Origin of the sequence: Vibrio hyugaensis (assembly GCF_002906655.1) — a bacterium.
Lineage (GTDB): Bacteria > Pseudomonadota > Gammaproteobacteria > Enterobacterales > Vibrionaceae > Vibrio > Vibrio hyugaensis.
Genome location: NZ_CP025794.1, coordinates 3,258,171 through 3,273,747 on the forward strand (window position 1 = coordinate 3,258,171; position 15,577 = coordinate 3,273,747).

General features: G+C 46.0%; 16 protein-coding genes. 3 read left to right on the forward strand and 13 right to left on the reverse strand.

Features of this window, described 5'->3' with window-relative positions:
• Window positions 1-56: 56 nt before the first annotated feature.
• Window positions 57-641, reverse strand: coding sequence for a superoxide dismutase [Fe] (gene sodB / locus C1S74_RS16030; protein WP_038881576.1), 585 nt, complete (start codon window positions 639-641; stop codon window positions 57-59).
• A 243-nt stretch (window positions 642-884) separates the two neighbouring features.
• On the opposite strand from sodB, the gene C1S74_RS16035 reads away from it, so the two are divergent.
• Together C1S74_RS16035 and C1S74_RS16040 are read left to right on the forward strand one after the other, a co-directional pair.
• The gene (locus C1S74_RS16035; RefSeq protein WP_038869223.1) at window positions 885-1,220 is read left to right on the forward strand and encodes a Grx4 family monothiol glutaredoxin; all 336 of its coding nucleotides are present in this window, start codon (window positions 885-887) and stop codon (window positions 1,218-1,220) included.
• 75 nt (window positions 1,221-1,295) lie between these two features.
• Entirely contained in the window at window positions 1,296-1,925 is a 630-nt protein-coding gene (locus tag C1S74_RS16040; protein ID WP_039974569.1) for a DsbA family protein, read from the forward strand.
• A gap of 105 nt (window positions 1,926-2,030) precedes the next feature.
• Here the strand turns inward: C1S74_RS16040 and C1S74_RS16045 are convergent, their stop codons facing one another.
• Together C1S74_RS16045 and rnt are read right to left on the reverse strand one after the other, a co-directional pair.
• The gene (locus C1S74_RS16045) at window positions 2,031-3,356 is read right to left on the reverse strand and encodes a Na+/H+ antiporter family protein (protein ID WP_038869333.1); all 1,326 of its coding nucleotides are present in this window, start codon (window positions 3,354-3,356) and stop codon (window positions 2,031-2,033) included.
• Between the two features lie 28 nt (window positions 3,357-3,384).
• Entirely contained in the window at window positions 3,385-4,029 is a 645-nt protein-coding gene (rnt, locus tag C1S74_RS16050) for a ribonuclease T (RefSeq protein ID WP_045396026.1), read from the reverse strand.
• Window positions 4,030-4,336: 307 nt separating this feature from the next.
• On the opposite strand from rnt, the gene motY reads away from it, so the two are divergent.
• The gene (gene motY, locus C1S74_RS16055) at window positions 4,337-5,218 is read left to right on the forward strand and encodes a flagellar protein MotY (RefSeq protein ID WP_038881582.1); all 882 of its coding nucleotides are present in this window, start codon (window positions 4,337-4,339) and stop codon (window positions 5,216-5,218) included.
• Window positions 5,219-5,330: 112 nt separating this feature from the next.
• Here motY and C1S74_RS16060 read toward each other — a convergent pair whose 3' ends face one another.
• The 10 genes from C1S74_RS16060 to pflB form a co-directional block, all read right to left on the reverse strand.
• The gene (locus C1S74_RS16060; RefSeq protein WP_005439686.1) at window positions 5,331-5,765 is read right to left on the reverse strand and encodes a DUF2753 domain-containing protein; all 435 of its coding nucleotides are present in this window, start codon (window positions 5,763-5,765) and stop codon (window positions 5,331-5,333) included.
• Window positions 5,766-5,905: 140 nt separating this feature from the next.
• Window positions 5,906-6,322 carry a lactoylglutathione lyase gene (gloA, locus tag C1S74_RS16065; RefSeq protein WP_020196364.1) on the reverse strand — a complete coding sequence of 139 codons (417 nt, stop codon included), beginning with the start codon at window positions 6,320-6,322 and terminating at the stop codon, window positions 5,906-5,908.
• 31 nt (window positions 6,323-6,353) lie between these two features.
• Window positions 6,354-6,995, reverse strand: coding sequence for an endonuclease III (gene nth, locus C1S74_RS16070; RefSeq protein WP_005439684.1), 642 nt, complete (start codon window positions 6,993-6,995; stop codon window positions 6,354-6,356).
• Window positions 6,996-7,074: 79 nt separating this feature from the next.
• Window positions 7,075-7,767 (reverse strand): electron transport complex subunit E, encoded by a 693-nt coding sequence (locus C1S74_RS16075; RefSeq protein ID WP_045396029.1) that lies wholly within the window; start codon window positions 7,765-7,767, stop codon window positions 7,075-7,077.
• The gene (gene rsxG / locus C1S74_RS16080) at window positions 7,760-8,398 is read right to left on the reverse strand and encodes an electron transport complex subunit RsxG (protein WP_005536427.1); all 639 of its coding nucleotides are present in this window, start codon (window positions 8,396-8,398) and stop codon (window positions 7,760-7,762) included. The genes C1S74_RS16075 and rsxG overlap by 8 nt, the downstream gene beginning before the upstream one ends.
• A 7-nt stretch (window positions 8,399-8,405) precedes the next feature.
• Window positions 8,406-9,452, reverse strand: coding sequence for an electron transport complex subunit RsxD (gene rsxD / locus C1S74_RS16085; protein WP_009707287.1), 1,047 nt, complete (start codon window positions 9,450-9,452; stop codon window positions 8,406-8,408).
• Window positions 9,452-11,725, reverse strand: a complete 2,274-nt coding sequence (rsxC, locus tag C1S74_RS16090) for an electron transport complex subunit RsxC (RefSeq protein ID WP_045396032.1) — start codon at window positions 11,723-11,725, stop codon at window positions 9,452-9,454. The genes rsxD and rsxC overlap by 1 nt, the downstream gene beginning before the upstream one ends.
• An 8-nt stretch (window positions 11,726-11,733) precedes the next feature.
• The gene (rsxB, locus tag C1S74_RS16095; protein WP_041058009.1) at window positions 11,734-12,327 is read right to left on the reverse strand and encodes an electron transport complex subunit RsxB; all 594 of its coding nucleotides are present in this window, start codon (window positions 12,325-12,327) and stop codon (window positions 11,734-11,736) included.
• Between the two features lie 3 nt (window positions 12,328-12,330).
• The gene (gene rsxA / locus C1S74_RS16100; RefSeq protein ID WP_005425202.1) at window positions 12,331-12,909 is read right to left on the reverse strand and encodes an electron transport complex subunit RsxA; all 579 of its coding nucleotides are present in this window, start codon (window positions 12,907-12,909) and stop codon (window positions 12,331-12,333) included.
• 312 nt (window positions 12,910-13,221) lie between these two features.
• Window positions 13,222-15,519, reverse strand: coding sequence for a formate C-acetyltransferase (gene pflB / locus C1S74_RS16105; RefSeq protein WP_045396033.1), 2,298 nt, complete (start codon window positions 15,517-15,519; stop codon window positions 13,222-13,224).
• Window positions 15,520-15,577 lie beyond the last annotated feature (58 nt).

A 15,577-nucleotide genomic window follows, 5' to 3' on the forward strand; every position in this document is an offset into this window, starting at 1 on the left:
ACAGGCAGAGATGCGAGCTTTTAAATATGACTAAATTGAACTTAGGGGGAAGTAAATTACTTCGCTAGGTTCTCTGCTACGAAGTCCCAGTTTACAAGAGCCCAGAAGCCGTTCATGTAATCAGGACGTACGTTGCGGTAATCGATGTAGTACGCGTGTTCCCAAAGGTCAACAGTTAGAAGTGGAGTAGTACCTTCTTCTGTTAGAGGCGTTGCTGCGTTAGAAGTGTTAACGATCTCTAGAGAACCGTCAGCTTTCTTAACTAGCCAAGTCCATGAAGAACCGAAGTTGTTGATTGCTGAATCAGTGAACTTCGCTTTGAATTCTTCGAAAGAGCCGAATGCTGCGTTGATTGCTTCAGCAACTGCGCCAGTTGGTTCGCCGCCTGCGTTTGGAGCTAGACAGTGCCAGTAGAACGTGTGGTTCCAGATCTGTGCTGCGTTGTTGAATACGCCACCAGTAGAAGTCTTGATGATTTCTTCTAGTGTTTTGCCTTCGAACTCAGTACCAGGGATAAGACCGTTTAGCTTAACTACGTAAGTGTTGTGGTGTTTACCGTGGTGGAAATCTAGAGTTTCAGCAGAGATGTGTGGTTCTAGTGCGTCTTTCGCGTAAGGTAGAGCTGGTAGTTCAAATGCCATTGCTCAATTCTCCATAGATATGAAAGGGTTACCTTTCGATTGCTTCCAGTGTTTTTATTTATATGTAGTCTTTACGACTGACTTGAAAAGTATTTTAGCAAGTTTTTACTTTATTAAAACCCCGATATGAAAATATTTTTAAGATAAAACCCACAAAGACTTACTAATTATATGGTTTTTATTCTGTGGTTATTGAGTAAAATGTGGCAATAATTAAAGTTCACATCCATGAATGAGGAAGCGATGGAAACTATCGATAAAATCAAACAGCAGATCTCAGAAAATACAATCTTGCTGTACATGAAAGGATCACCGAAACTGCCTAGCTGTGGTTTCTCTTCTCAAGCTGCACAGGCGCTAATGGCTTGTGGCGAGAAGTTCGCTTACGTAGACATTCTACAAAACCCAGACATCCGTGCTGAGCTACCAAAATACGCTCAATGGCCAACATTCCCACAACTATGGATTGAAGGCGAACTGATCGGTGGTTGTGACATCATTTTGGAAATGTTCCAGAAAGGTGAGCTTCAGCCTCTTATCAAAGAAGCGGCAGCACGCGTTGAAGGTGACGCTGAGTAATTCGTAAATACTCAAATTTGGCGATAGAATACAAAGGAGCCGCATTGGCTCCTTTTTCTTTTTTAGGTTAGTGGAATGAACATAAAGCTTTACTACGTACATGACCCAATGTGCAGTTGGTGTTGGGGTTACAAACCAACCATTGAAAAATTGAAACAACAGCTGCCGGGTGTCATTCAGTTTGAGTATGTGGTGGGTGGCCTTGCGCCAGATACTAATCTGCCGATGCCTCCAGAAATGCAGCAAAAGATCGAACAAATTTGGAAGCAGATCGAGCGTCAGCTTGGTACCAAGTTCAATTATGATTTCTGGACCTTGTGTACGCCAGTAAGAAGTACATACCAATCATGCCGTGCGGTTATCGCAGCTGGTTTCCAAGATTCTTATGAGCAAATGTTAGAAGCAATTCAGCATGCGTACTACCTGCGAGCTCTTCCTCCTCACGAAGAAGCAACGCACCTGCAATTGGCAAAAGAGATTGGTTTGAACGTTCAACAGTTCAAAAACGATATGGATGGCGCTTTGTTAGAAGGCGTGTTCCAAGATCAGTTGAGTCTTGCAAAAAGCCTTGGTGTGAACGGGTACCCAAGCTTGGTACTGCAAATCAACGATGCTTACTTCCCGATTGAAGTTGATTACCTATCGACTGAGGCGACGCTAAAGCTTATTCGTGAGCGCATCGTTGATAATATGCCTGCTCAATAATTGAATTGAAGCCTCTAAAGCGTTATTCGTAGGTATTCAAATTAACAAAAAGCCGCTCACTCGAGCGGCTTTTTCGTAACGAATTGTATCCATTAAATGATGCGATTACAGCACCATTGCGGCAATCCAACCGAATATGATCAGAGGAATGTTGTAGTGGATAAATGTCGGTACAACGGTTTCCCAAATGTGTTCGTGTTGGCCATCCGCATTTAGCCCCGATGTTGGACCTAACGTTGAGTCAGAAGCTGGAGAGCCTGCATCACCTAGCGCAGCAGCAGTACCGACTAATGCGATAGTTGCCATTGGCGAGAAGCCGAACGCTAGTGATAGCGGGACATAGATAGTTGCAAGGATTGGAATCGTAGAGAACGATGAACCAATGCCCATAGTGACCAATAGACCAACGATCAGCATAAGCAGAGCAGCTAGAGGTTTGTTATCACCGATGCTTGTTGATAGCGATTGTACTAGTGTTTCAACGCCGCCAGTTTGCTTCATTACTGCCGCAAAACCTGCCGCTGCAATCATGATGAAGCCGATCATTGCCATCATGTGTACACCTTTAGTGAACACATCGTGCGTCTCTTTCCATGCGATAACACCACCGAAGGTGAATACCATGAAGCCAGCTAGTGCGCCGATGATCATTGAGCCCGTGTATAGCTGTACGCTTAGCGCAGCAAGAATACCCAAGCCAGCAACCAGAATGTGTTTCTTATTTAGCTTCTCTTCAGATTCTTGAACAACGGTCAGTTCAGTTTCTTTGTATTCACGAGGTTTACGGTAGCTAAAGAAGATTGCCGTCAGAAGGCCAAATAGCATACCTGCCCCCGGCAATAGCATTGCGGTAGGTACTTGGCTTGCCACCACATCGGTTAGACCGTTGTCATGCAAGTTCTTTAGTAGGATATTGTTCAGGAAGATGCCACCAAAGCCGATAGGTAGAATCATATAAGGCGTGATCAAACCGAAGGTAAGCACACAAGCGACCAAACGACGGTCCAGCTTCAGCTTAGCGAAAACGCCCAAAAGAGGTGGAATCAAAATTGGAATAAAGGCGATGTGTACCGGAATCACGTTTTGAGATGACATGGTGACAAGGACAAGCGCAACCAATACTGCGTATTTAAGACCAGTAGTCGACGCAGAGCTTTCTTTGCCATTTAGGCGCTTGATAACGCTTTTAGCAAGTAGGTCAGTAATCCCAGAGCGAGAAATAGCAACGGCAAATGTACCGAGCATTGCATAGCTTAATGCGATGGTTGCACCGCCACCGAGTCCGCTTTCAAAGGCAGAAACAGTATCGGTAAGACTCATTCCAGCAACAAGGCCACCAACGATGGCACTAAACGTGAGGGCAACCACCACGTTTACGCGCATCAATGCTAACACGAGCATGACGCACACAGATATAACGACAGGATTCATACTTTTCCTAATATGTTGTGTTTATTTATTATTCTTCGCTAACAAGCGGCCAACCGCCTAGGGCCTTCCATTTGTTCACGATGCCGCAGAATAGCTCTGCAGTTTTTTGTGTATCGTAAAGCGCAGAGTGTGCTTCACGATTGTCAAAGTCCATCCCTGCTGTTTTGCATGCTTTAGCCAGAACAGTTTGGCCATAAGCAAGTCCACTTAATGTTGCGGTATCAAAAGTGGCAAATGGATGGAAAGGGACTCTTTTTAGTTTGCAGCGTTCGTTGGCTGCATTAACAAAACTTAAGTCGAAAGCCGCGTTATGCGCCACCATGATTGCACGCGAGCAATCTTCTGCTTTTTGCTCTTTACGGATCAACTTATAAATTTCTTTCAGCGCTTCTTGCTCAGAGACAGCACCACGGAGTGGGCTAAAAGGGTCACGAATGCCGTTGAATTCTAGCGCATCTTTTTCTAAATTCGCGCCTTCAAAAGGTTCGATATGAAAATGAATGGTGGAGGCAGGATGCAAATCGCCGTTTTCATCCATGCTCAACGTTACGGCACAGATTTCTAAAAGTGCATCAGTTTGAGCATTGAAACCTGCGGTCTCAACGTCAACTACCACTGGAAAATAACCACGAAAACGCTTTTTCAGGGTTAGAGCTTCATTTTCTATTGTCATGTTGGCTTATTTTTGTGTGACGAAGGCTGCATTATTGCAGATTCTATCGATGAGAAAAACCGCAATTTGGATAAATGTAGAATTCTGTTTCGTCCGTATTGGGAGAGACTTATAACTAAAAATAAGGGGGAAGGTCACCTGTTATTCTCGTGATGTTATTTCCCATTTTATGCGCTTGCCAAATTATCCCTTAAGTCCTTATATCAAGTTACTATTTTTATGTTGGCGGGATTTTTGCATTCTTTCACGTGTTTTTAATTCAGGCGGATAAGCGGCAATAGAGTGCCGTTTGAGAGATAGTACCTAGATGAATAAATGGCTTGTAACCAGTGGTGTCGCGTTATCTTTACTCAGTGCACATAGTTTTGCATCAATGGGTAAACGCTACGTCGCCACTCCGCAACAGTCACAATGGGAAATGGTGATGAATACGCCATTGGAATGCCAACTTGTGCATCCTATTCCTGGATTTGGTGACGCGGTATTTTCGTCTCGTGCGAGCAAAAAGATCAATTTGGATTTCGAACTGAAAATGCGCCGCCCAATGGGTGAAACACGCAACGTGAGTTTGATTTCAATGCCGCCTCCTTGGCGTCCGGGAGAGCATGCGGACCGAATCACTAATCTTAGGTTCTTTAAGCAGTTCGATGGTTACGTGGGTGGTCAAACGGCATGGGGCATTTTGTCTGAGCTAGAAAAAGGGCGCTATCCGACATTTAGCTACCAAGATTGGCAAAGTCGTGACCAACGTATTGAAGTTGCCTTGTCTTCGGTGCTTTTTCAGAGCAAATACAATGCCTTCAGTAACTGCATTGCCAACTTGTTGAAATACAGCTTTGAAGATATTGCCTTTACGATTCTTCATTACGAGCGGCAGGGCGATCAGCTAACAAAAGCGTCGAAGAAGCGTTTGGCTCAAATTGCTGATTATGTTCGTCACAACCAAGATATTGATTTAGTCCTTGTTGCAACCTACACAGATTCAACGGATGGCAAGAGTGCGAGTCAAAGTCTTTCTGAAAGAAGGGCAGAGTCACTTAGAGCGTATTTCGAATCTCTGGGTTTATCGGGTGATCGTATTCAAGTGCAGGGCTACGGCAAGCGTCGACCAATTGCTGATAATGGCTCACCAATTGGCAAAGATAAGAACCGCCGTGTGGTGATTTCGCTAGGACGAACTCAGGTTTAATTGAAATGCTAACCAAATAAAAACGCCAGAGTCAGACTCTGGCGTTTTTGTATCACTGTGTTCTTGTTGAAAGTACTTATGCGCTTGTGTTGCAACCTTCATGTCACTTCAGTTAGTTTAAGCGAAACTTAGCAATGATTTCGCAATTCGTAGCCGTATCGATCTTTTCGACTTGTTTTGCAATCGCTGGATTCGGATGTCGCTTCATAAAATCAATCAGTGCTTTTGTACAGCAGCCAATCGAATCAATAAAGCTCGCGCAATCTTTGTTTGGGCACTGAGGAATCAGTGTGAGTACTTTTTCAGAAGCGAGTTGCAGATATTTGAGTTCATACTCGGTATCGCCAGCCCAGCGCCAAAATTGAGCGAGGTTATGGCATGAAATCACTGAAATTAGTAAGCGTTCATCAGCTTCTATTTCCACGCATTCGCTAATATCTTCACTCAGGCTTAGGGCTTGCTGGTAATGAAGAATGCTGCGAACAGGGTCATCTAGTTGAAGAGCAGTATCGGCTAGAAGTGTGTGTTTTTCCCATTCACTGATCATTATCGTTTGTCCCACATATCGATGTTGCGAACAAATATAAACGATAATTATTATCAAGTAAAGATATTTGTTTATAAATGAGCAGGCAGCTCTCAGATCTGCCTGTCATCTTTTACAGCATTTCAGAATGGGTGCTGGGTTTAGCCCTCTAAACCTGCTGATGCTTGCTTGTTTTGGATCAGCTCGATCATGTAACCATCAGGGTCTTTCACAAAAGCGATGTGCGTTGTGCCGCCTTTTACTGGGCCAGCTTCTCGAGTCACGTTACCACCTGCTGCTTTGATTGCGTCGCAAGTTGAGTAGATATCGTCTACGCCAATGGCGATATGGCCAAATGCAGAGCCTAAGTCGTACTCGGTTGTACCCCAGTTGTAAGTCAGCTCGATGACGGCACCTTGAGACTCATCACCGTAACCTAAGAATGCTAGCGTGTATTCGTACTCTTTATTTTCATTGGTACGAAGTAGCTGCATGCCCATTACTTCAGTGTAAAACTTGATAGATTTGTCTAGATCACCCACGCGTAGCATGGTGTGAAGAATTCGACCGTTTGACATTATTTGCTCCTAGCGATTGTTTCAGACGGGTTTATTCGTCTGGGTACACTTTTTCTTTGTATTCACAGAGATCTTCAATGATGCAGCTACCACAGCGCGGCTTTCTTGCCACACATGTGTAACGACCATGAAGGATCAACCAGTGGTGTACATCAAGCTTAAACTCTTTTGGCACCACTTTTAGCAGTTTTTCTTCTACGTCATCGACGGTTTTACCCATCGCAAACTTTGTACGGTTAGAAACACGATAGATGTGCGTGTCCACTGCGATAGTTGGCCAACCGAAGGCGGTATTCAGTACCACGTTTGCGGTTTTACGACCGACACCTGGCAAAGCCTCTAGTGCTGCACGATCTTCAGGTACTTCGCCGTTGTGCTTCTCTAGCAATATCTTACAAGTCTTGATGGTGTTTTCGGCTTTTGAATTAAACAGACCGATGGTTTTGATGTATTCCTTTAAACCATCGACACCCAAATCAAGAATGCCTTGTGGCGTGTTCGCAACAGGGTAGAGCTTGTCTGTTGCTTTGTTTACGCTTACGTCCGTCGCCTGCGCAGAAAGCAGTACGGCGATAAGGAGTTCAAACGGTGTGCTCCAATTGAGCTCCGTCTGAGGATTGGGATTGTTTTCTCGGAGTCGTTCGAGAATTTCAATTCTTTTGACTTTGTTCATTGCTGACTTCCAAACCCGTCTTTGCGGTTTATGAAAAAGGCCCTACGAGTGGTAGAGCCTTGATTTTAGAATTCTTGTATTATGCGTTAGTTACGCGGGCGCGCTCAATGGCTGGTTTTTCTTCTTTCGGCTGACGTTCCTGAATTGAGCTGTCGATAACGTTTTTCAACGCAATCAAAAGTCCTACGCCAATAAATGCCCCTGGTGGCAATAATGCTAGTAAGAAGCTGCTATCGAAGTGGAAAACTTGAATACGCAGTGCCGCAGCCCAGTCGCCCAATAATAGGTCTGCACCATCGAATAAGGTGCCGTTACCGATAAGTTCACGCATAGCACCAAGTATAACCAATACCGTTGTCATACCGAGACCCATCCAGAAACCATCCAATGCTGCTGGCAATGGATCATTCTTCGAGGCGTAAGCTTCCGCACGGCCGATGATAATACAGTTGGTTACGATCAGTGGGATGAAGATGCCCAGAGATAGATACAATCCGTAGGCATAAGCGTTCATCAAGAGTTGAACACAAGTTACCAAGGCTGCGATGATCATAACGAAGACCGGAATACGGATTTCCTTTGGTACGTAGTTACGAATCAGTGAAACTGTCAGGTTAGAACCGACAAGTACCAACAAAGTCGCAATACCCAAACCAAGGGCGTTGGTAATGGTAGAAGAAACCGCAAGTAGAGGACACAAACCCAGAAGTTGTACTAGGGCAGGGTTGTTGCTCCACATGCCGTTTCTCATTAGCAGTTTATTTTCACTCATGGTTGCCTCCTGCGCAGTCTAGGGGCTGATTCAGAATCTCATCACGAGACTTATTTACGTAGTTTACTGTGTTTCTCACCGCTTTCACTACCGCACGAGGGGTAATAGTTGCGCCAGTAAACTGATCGAAATCGCCACCATCTTTACGAACTCGCCAAGAATTCCAGTTACTTTCTGTCACTTGCTTACCAGTGAAGCTCAAGATCCAATCCGTAACGCGTAAATCAATTTTATCACCCAATCCAGGCGTTTCTTGATGGCTTAGGATACGAGTACCAAGGATCTTGCCTTGGTTATCAATGCCGGTGATGATTTTGATTTCACCGTTGTAGCCATCTGGTGCGATGGACTCAATTGCCATTGCCGTTGGTTGACCATCTTTGGTAGCAATGTAAGTTGGCATCGAGCGAACCGTACCTAGATCGGGCGCAGATACCATAGTACATGCCGCAACAAGGTTGTTGTCATGCATTTCTTCCGGAATCACTTGGTTGAGAACCGACAGCAATTGCTTTTGTTCCTGAAGCTTAATTTGATCTTTTGTTAGGTACTGAGTCAGTGCCACAAGACCGGTTGTTGCACAGGCGAAGATCGCCAATGTCAGACCATTTTTTCTAATAGCGGTTAACATGTTTACCTCAGTGACCGTAAGTTCTTGGTTTGGTGTAGTAGTCGATCAACGGTACACACATATTGGCAAGCAGAACGGCGAACGCAACGCCATCTGGGAAGCCACCCCAACTACGAATAATGAATACCAACGCGCCGATCAGAGCACCGAAAATCAAGCGACCCTTCACGGTCGTTGATGCTGAAACAGGATCAGTTGCGATAAAGAACGCACCTAACATCGTTGCACCTGAAAGTAGGTGGAAGATTGGTGACGCGGTTTCTCCCGGCATGATCAAGCTAAACACGGTACTAAACAGTGCCAAGCTACCTAGGAAACCAACAGGAATGTACCATTGGATGATGCGCTTTTTGATCATCACTAGGCCACCAACCAAGTAAGCTAGGTTTACCCATTGCCAACCGATACCCGCAAGCCCACCAAACATTGGCTGTGATAGTACCTCACTTGGCGTAGCACCAGTATGAATACCAGTTTTGAATGCATCTAATGGGGTTGCCATTGTTACGCCATCCACACCAGCGCGAACTTGTTGCAGTGACAAACCATCAAAATCATAGCCAGTGAAGATCAGAGACAACGCGTCTGCAAAAGTCACATGCTCAGACATCAATGAAACAGGCGCGCTCCAACTTGTCATTTGGACAGGGAAGGAGATAAGCAATACAACGTAAGCGACCATCGCTGGGTTAAATAGGTTTTGGCCAATACCACCGTATAAGTGCTTCGCAATAACGATGGCAAAAATCAAACCGATAACCATGATCCACCAAGGAGACCATGGTGGGATTGCTACGGCTAATAGCCATGCTGTCACAATGGCACTGTTATCACGCAGCGCACGCATTGGAGAACGCTTACGCACAAGCATGACTAATGCTTCAAGTGACACTGCGACCGCGATAGCGAACACGAGTTGAATGATGGTGCCCCAACCAAAGAAGTAGGTTTGAGCTACTAAGCCAGGAATAGCGCACAGAGCTACCCATTTCATCAAATCAGGCGTGCTGCGACGGCTGTGAGCGTGTGGTGAACTGGCAATAAAAAACGACATTACTCGTTCTCCTCAGTATTGTTCTTATTCGCTTCTTGCTGAGCTTTACGTGCTTTGGCGCGCGCAATGGCTGCGGCAACAGCTGCTTTCTTTGGATCCACTTCCGGCTCTTCAGAAGGCGTTTCTTCAACAGACTCTGTTTGTGCTTCTTGTTGGGCTTTACGCGCTTTAGCACGAGCAATGGCTGCGGCAACCGCGGCTTTCTTAGGATCCACTTCTGGTTCTTCAGAAGGAGCTTCCGCTTCAACAGATTCTGCTTGTGCTTCTTGCTGAGCTTTGCGTGCTTTGGCACGAGCAATGGCTGCGGCAACAGCGGCTTTTTTCGGATCTTCAGCTTGTTTAACAGGTGCTTCCGTTTCTACAGATTCGGTCGAATCTTCTTGTTGTGCTTTTTTCGCTTTAGCTCTGGCGATAGCTGCCGCGACGGCTGCTTTCTTGTCACCGGCTTCAGCAGGTGTTGATGCGTCTTCTTGTTGAGCTTTCTTCGCCTTAGCACGGGCGATCGCTGCTGCAACCGCTGACTTCTTGTCGTCAGCATTATCCGTAGATGCGTCGCCTTGTTCTTTTTGCGCTTTGCGTTCGCGAGCAAGACGTTTGCGTTCTTCGCGTAGCTTCGCCATTTCTGAGTTATCAGGCTCGGCTGCGCCAGATTGAGCCGCTGCAGCTTGTTTCGCTTTTGCTTTGGCAATCGCGGCTGCAACCGCTGGTTTCACTGCTGGCTCGGCTTTCGCTTCGGTATTCTCTTTTTGTGCTTTCACGCGAGCGATGGCTGCGGCAATCGCATCGTCACCGCCAGATGCTTTCATGTCTTTACGACGATCATCCGCGGCTTTCTTAAAGCGATTTTCACGTTCTGCTTTTTCGCGTTCCATACGCGCTTTCTTCTCTTCAAAGCGCAGCTTAGCTCGTTCAGCTGCTGCGGCTTCTTGAGCGCGTGTACGGATTTCAGCTTTCGCTTGGCGATAGTATTGAACCAATGGAATTTCACTAGGGCACACAAATGCACACGCGCCACATTCAATACAATCTTTAAGGTTCAGTTCTTCCAGCTTTTCGTATTCTTGGCTTTTTGCATACCACTGAAGCTGCTGTGGCAATAGCGAGGCAGGGCACGCTTCCGCACATTGGCTACAACGGATACATTCCATTTCGTATTGGTCAGAAGCGATCTCACGACGCTTCGGTGCCAGAATACAGTTTGCCGTTTTAGTGATAGGAACCTGAGCGTGGGGTAGGGTAAAGCCCATCATTGGACCACCCATGATCAGGCGCTGCAGTTTCTTATCTGCTTTGTAGCCAAACTCGTCTAACAGTGCTTGTACTGGCGTACCAAGTAGCGTCCAAACGTTACGTGGTTGCTTGAAGGTTTTACCCGTCAGAGTCACGATGCGATTTACCACAGGTTCGCCATCGATCACTGCACGTTTAATTGAGTAGAGAGAACCAACGTTTTGAACCAGGATGCCAATATCTGCAGGGATAGCGCCGCTAGGAACTTCTTTGTTGGTCAAAATCTTGATGAGCTGCTTCTCACCACCAGAAGGGTATTTGGTTGGGATAACGCGGATCACGATGTCTTTGTTCATCGCCGCTTGTTCCAGCGCTTTGATTGCTGCTGGCTTGTTATCTTCAATACCAATGATGGTCAGTTTTGGCTTAAGGATATGCTCGACGATCTCGATACCTTGGACCAGCTCGTCTGCATGTTCCTGCATGAGTTTGTCATCGGCGGTGATGTAAGGCTCACATTCTGCCGCGTTAACGATAAGAATTTCGGTACGCGCTATACCCGATTGGATCTTCTTCGCCGTTGGGAACCCTGCGCCACCCATGCCAGAGATACCTGCAAGGCGAATCACATCGATCAACGCATCTGCAGATTCTTGGGTGTAATCGGCTACTGGCGTTTTCTCACACCAAGTATCGTTACCATCTGGCGTAATCACTGCGCACAGTTCGCTTAAACCTGATGGGTGAGCTACGGTTCGTGGCTCAATAGCTGTTACTTGCCCAGAAGTTGGAGCATGAACAGGAACGGTGAAACCACTGTCTGACGCCGTTAGCTGTTGACCTTTCAACACTGTGTCACCAACAGCAATCAATAGATTACCTGCTTTACCGATGTGCTGTTTCAGAGGTAGGACGATTTCCGACGGAATGGCTGCATGAACCAATTCAGTTTTGTTGGATTGCTTTTTGTTTTCTGCCGGATGCACGCCGCCTGGGAAATCCCATAGCGAACCAGTACGAATTTGTTCAATCAAAGACAACATACGAAACCTTATTTAATTGAATCAGTCACGTTCGCTGCATTGGCAGCATCCGTAATGTTAACTACTGGAATAGCGTTAAGCTTCCACTTCCAGCTCTCTGTGGTAGTTTCCACAGGAATCATTTCAATACAGTCAGTTGGACAAGGCGCAACGCACAAGTCACAACCGGTACACTCGTCTTTGATAACGGTATGAAGGGCTTTAGTACCACCAACAATCGCATCGACAGGACACGCTTGAATACACTTGGTACAACCGATACACATGTCTTCATGAATGAAAGCAACGGTTTTGACTTTGTTGTCGAGATCGTGTGCCGACTCTTCCGCTTCAACGCCCATTAGGTCCGCCAGTTTTTCAATGGTCGCTTGACCACCTGGAGGGCACTTATTGATTTTGTCGCCGTTAGCGATCGCTTCAGCGTATGGGCGACAACCCGGGTAGCCACATTGGCCACACTGAGTTTGAGGAAGAATAGAATCGATTTGATCGACAATTGGATCCGCTTCGACTTTGAAGCGAATCGATGCAAAACCGAGTATCGCCCCGAAGACAGCGGCGAGGGCAGCAAGAGCGATGATCGCAATTAAAATCGTACTCATCGTTTACTTCACCAAACCTGTAAAGCCCATAAAGGCAAGAGACATAAGGCCTGCGGTGATCATCGCAATCGATGCGCCTTTAAATGGCACAGGTACATCAGCTGCAGCAATACGTTCACGCATTGACGCAAATAGGATCAGTACCAAAGAGAAACCAACCGCTGCGCCAAAACCGTAAATGATCGATTCGATAAAGTTGTGATTCTCGTTGATGTTAAGCAGAGCAACACCTAGAACCGCACAGTTCGTTGTGATCAGAGGTAGGAAGATACCCAACAGACGATACAGCGTTGGGCTGGTTTTGTGCACGACCATTTCGGTGAACTGTACAACAACAGCGATCACCAAAATAAAGCTCATGGTTCGTAGATATTCGATGCCCAGTGGACGCAAAACATAGCTTTCCACCAAGTATGCACACACAGACGCGAGCGTTAGTACAAAAGTTGTAGCTAAGCCCATGCCAATTGCTGTTTCCAGTTTTTTAGACACGCCCATAAAAGGACACAAGCCTAAAAACTTCACCAGTACAAAGTTGTTCACCAGCACAGTGCCGACCAACAACAAAATATATTCGGTCATAGTTATTACGTTCTTAAAATCCGATCCCAATATTATCGTGTTTTGTGACACCAATAACAACCAGAGAACGGTGTGGTTTTATGCACCCGATGGAAAATTATACGTGTATGTGATGTGAGCGGATGAATTAATAAGAAATTGAAAAGTTTGGTGAATGGTTGTTAACAAAGAAAAACGCAATTACCGCCACCGATTTAACGCGCGTATTGTTGATGGTTTTGGTATCACTTCGTATGGTTGACCAGAAACGACAAAAGCTCATCCCCCTAATGAGTTAGAGGCATGAGCTTCGATTATTTTACAATCTCGCGATTACAGTTTTTCTGTAAAAGTTCGGCTGATCACGTCTTGTTGTTGCTCTCGAGTTAGCGAGTTAAAACGTACCGCATAACCGGACACTCGAATCGTCAACTGAGGGTATTTCTCTGGATGTTCAACCGCATCCAATAACATCTCTCGGTTCAGAACGTTGACGTTAAGGTGTTGACCACCTTCAATCGCAATGCCCTCGTTGCTTGCTTCGTGATGGAAGTAACCATCCATTAGCGCGGCTAGGTTTTTCTTCTGACTCAAGTCATCTTTACCCAGCGCGTTAGGCACAATTGAGAAGGTGTAAGAAATACCATCTTTCGCGTAAGCAAACGGCAGTTTAGATACCGATGCCAAAGACGCAACCGCCCCTTTTTCATCGCGACCGTGCATTGGGTTTGCACCCGGGCCAAAAGGCATACCTGCGCGACGGCCATCTGGTGTATTACCCGTTTTTTTGCCGTAAACCACGTTAGATGTGATTGTTAGGATCGATTGAGTTGGTACTGCTTCGCGGTAGGTGTGCATCTTCTGAATTTTCTTCATGAAGCGCTCAACCAGATCACAAGCGATGTCATCAACACGGGCATCGTTGTTACCAAATTTTGGATAATCACCTTCGATTTCAAAATCAACAGCGATGCCATCCTCATCACGAACAGGTTTCACGGTCGCGTATTTAATGGCCGCCAAAGAGTCAGCGACAACAGACAGGCCTGCAATACCACACGCCATAGTGCGGTGCACGTCGCGATCCATCAATGCCATCAGTGATGCTTCGTAGCTGTAACGGTCATGCGAGTAGTGGATGATGTTCAACGCTGTGACGTATTGTGTTGCTAGCCATTCCAACATGTTGTCGAAGCGTGGCATCAAAGCGTCAAAGTCGAGAATTTCATCTTGAACTTTGTCCACTACCGGACCAACTTGCGCTTTCGATTTTTCATCGATACCACCATTGATGGTGTAAAGCAGGGCTTTTGCAAGGTTGGCACGTGCACCAAAGAACTGCATGTGCTGACCAACAATCTGCGGGCTCACACAACATGCAATCGCGTAGTCGTCATTATCGAAATCAGGACGCATTAGATCGTCGTTTTCATATTGAACAGAAGAGGTATCAATCGACACTTTTGCAGCGTATTGCTTGAACGCTTCAGGTAATTGCTCTGACCAAAGAATCGTCATGTTTGGTTCAGGAGCAGGGCCCATAGTGTGGAGCGTATGTAAGTATCGGAATGTCGTTTTAGATACTAGCGTACGGCCATCAACACCCATACCTGCCATCGCTTCTGTTGCCCAGATTGGATCGCCAGAGAACAATGAATCGTATTCTGGTGTACGAAGGAAGCGAACCATGCGCAGTTTCATGATGAAGTGGTCGATCATCTCTTGCGCTTGCGATTCATCAATCAAGCCATTTGCGATATCACGTTCTAGGTAAACATCTAGGAAAGTTGATGTACGACCCAATGACATTGCTGCGCCATTTTGAGACTTAACTGCCGCCAAGTAACCAAAGTAGGTAAATTGAATCGCTTCTTGCGCTGTTTTTGCAGGTAGCGACATATCAATTCCGTATTTCAAACCCATTTGACGAATGTCTTCAAGTGCTTGAACTTGGTCTGCAATTTCTTCACGTAGACGAAGCGTTTTCTCAAGATCGCCACCGCGCTCTAGGAACGTTTGTGTCGAGTTGTATTGCTCTTTTTTGTCCGCTTTTAAGAAGTCGATACCGTAAAGGGCGATACGACGGTAGTCACCAATGATACGACCACGGCCATAGGCATCAGGAAGGCCAGTGATGATGCCTGATTTACGACACGCTAGGATTTCTTTGGTGTAAAGGTCGAAACACGCTTTGTTGTGAGTTTTACGGTACTCAGTGAAGATCTTTTCGACTGTTGGATCCAATTCGCGGCCATAAACTTCGCACGAGTTTTTCACCATGCGAATACCACCATTAGCGATGATTGCACGTTTTAGAGGCTGATCGGTTTGTAAGCCAACGATCTTTTCCAGATCTTTGTTGATGTAACCCGCATCGTGAGAAGTAATCGTTGATGGCAGATCGGTATCGAAATCAACAGGAGCGTGTGTGCGGCTTTCTTGTTTAATGCCTTCAAGCACTTGGTTCCATAATGCTGAAGTGGATGCGCTAACCTCGGCTAAGAAGGACTCGTCTCCCTCATATGGTGTGTAGTTTTTTTGGATGAAGTCACGAGTGTTGACAGAGTTTTGCCACTCACCAGCAGCGAATCCAGCCCATGCGTCTAGCATATCAGTCGTCGGAATAGTCATAAGTAAATCCCTAAGTTATTGATAAATAGAATGGAGGCGACGAGTAGGACGGAACCAT

Excerpts from the sequence above, each read along its gene's own strand:
- rnt (WP_045396026.1), bottom strand. The coding sequence starts at position 4,029 with ATGACAATAGAAAATGAAGCTCTAACCCTGAAAAAGCGTTTTCGTGGT.
- C1S74_RS16045 (WP_038869333.1), bottom strand. The coding sequence starts at position 3,356 with ATGAATCCTGTCGTTATATCTGTGTGCGTCATGCTCGTGTTAGCATTG.
- rsxA (WP_005425202.1), bottom strand. The coding sequence starts at position 12,909 with ATGACCGAATATATTTTGTTGTTGGTCGGCACTGTGCTGGTGAACAAC.
- sodB (WP_038881576.1), bottom strand. The coding sequence starts at position 641 with ATGGCATTTGAACTACCAGCTCTACCTTACGCGAAAGACGCACTAGAA.
- C1S74_RS16075 (WP_045396029.1), bottom strand. The coding sequence starts at position 7,767 with ATGAGTGAAAATAAACTGCTAATGAGAAACGGCATGTGGAGCAACAAC.
- rsxG (WP_005536427.1), bottom strand. The coding sequence starts at position 8,398 with ATGTTAACCGCTATTAGAAAAAATGGTCTGACATTGGCGATCTTCGCC.
- pflB (WP_045396033.1), bottom strand. The coding sequence starts at position 15,519 with ATGACTATTCCGACGACTGATATGCTAGACGCATGGGCTGGATTCGCT.
- C1S74_RS16060 (WP_005439686.1), bottom strand. The coding sequence starts at position 5,765 with ATGATCAGTGAATGGGAAAAACACACACTTCTAGCCGATACTGCTCTT.
- nth (WP_005439684.1), bottom strand. The coding sequence starts at position 6,995 with ATGAACAAAGTCAAAAGAATTGAAATTCTCGAACGACTCCGAGAAAAC.
- rsxC (WP_045396032.1), bottom strand. The coding sequence starts at position 11,725 with ATGTTGTCTTTGATTGAACAAATTCGTACTGGTTCGCTATGGGATTTC.
- gloA (WP_020196364.1), bottom strand. The coding sequence starts at position 6,322 with ATGTCAAACGGTCGAATTCTTCACACCATGCTACGCGTGGGTGATCTA.
- rsxD (WP_009707287.1), bottom strand. The coding sequence starts at position 9,452 with ATGTCGTTTTTTATTGCCAGTTCACCACACGCTCACAGCCGTCGCAGC.
- rsxB (WP_041058009.1), bottom strand. The coding sequence starts at position 12,327 with ATGAGTACGATTTTAATTGCGATCATCGCTCTTGCTGCCCTCGCCGCT.
- C1S74_RS16040 (WP_039974569.1), top strand. The coding sequence starts at position 1,296 with ATGAACATAAAGCTTTACTACGTACATGACCCAATGTGCAGTTGGTGT.
- C1S74_RS16035 (WP_038869223.1), top strand. The coding sequence starts at position 885 with ATGGAAACTATCGATAAAATCAAACAGCAGATCTCAGAAAATACAATC.
- motY (WP_038881582.1), top strand. The coding sequence starts at position 4,337 with ATGAATAAATGGCTTGTAACCAGTGGTGTCGCGTTATCTTTACTCAGT.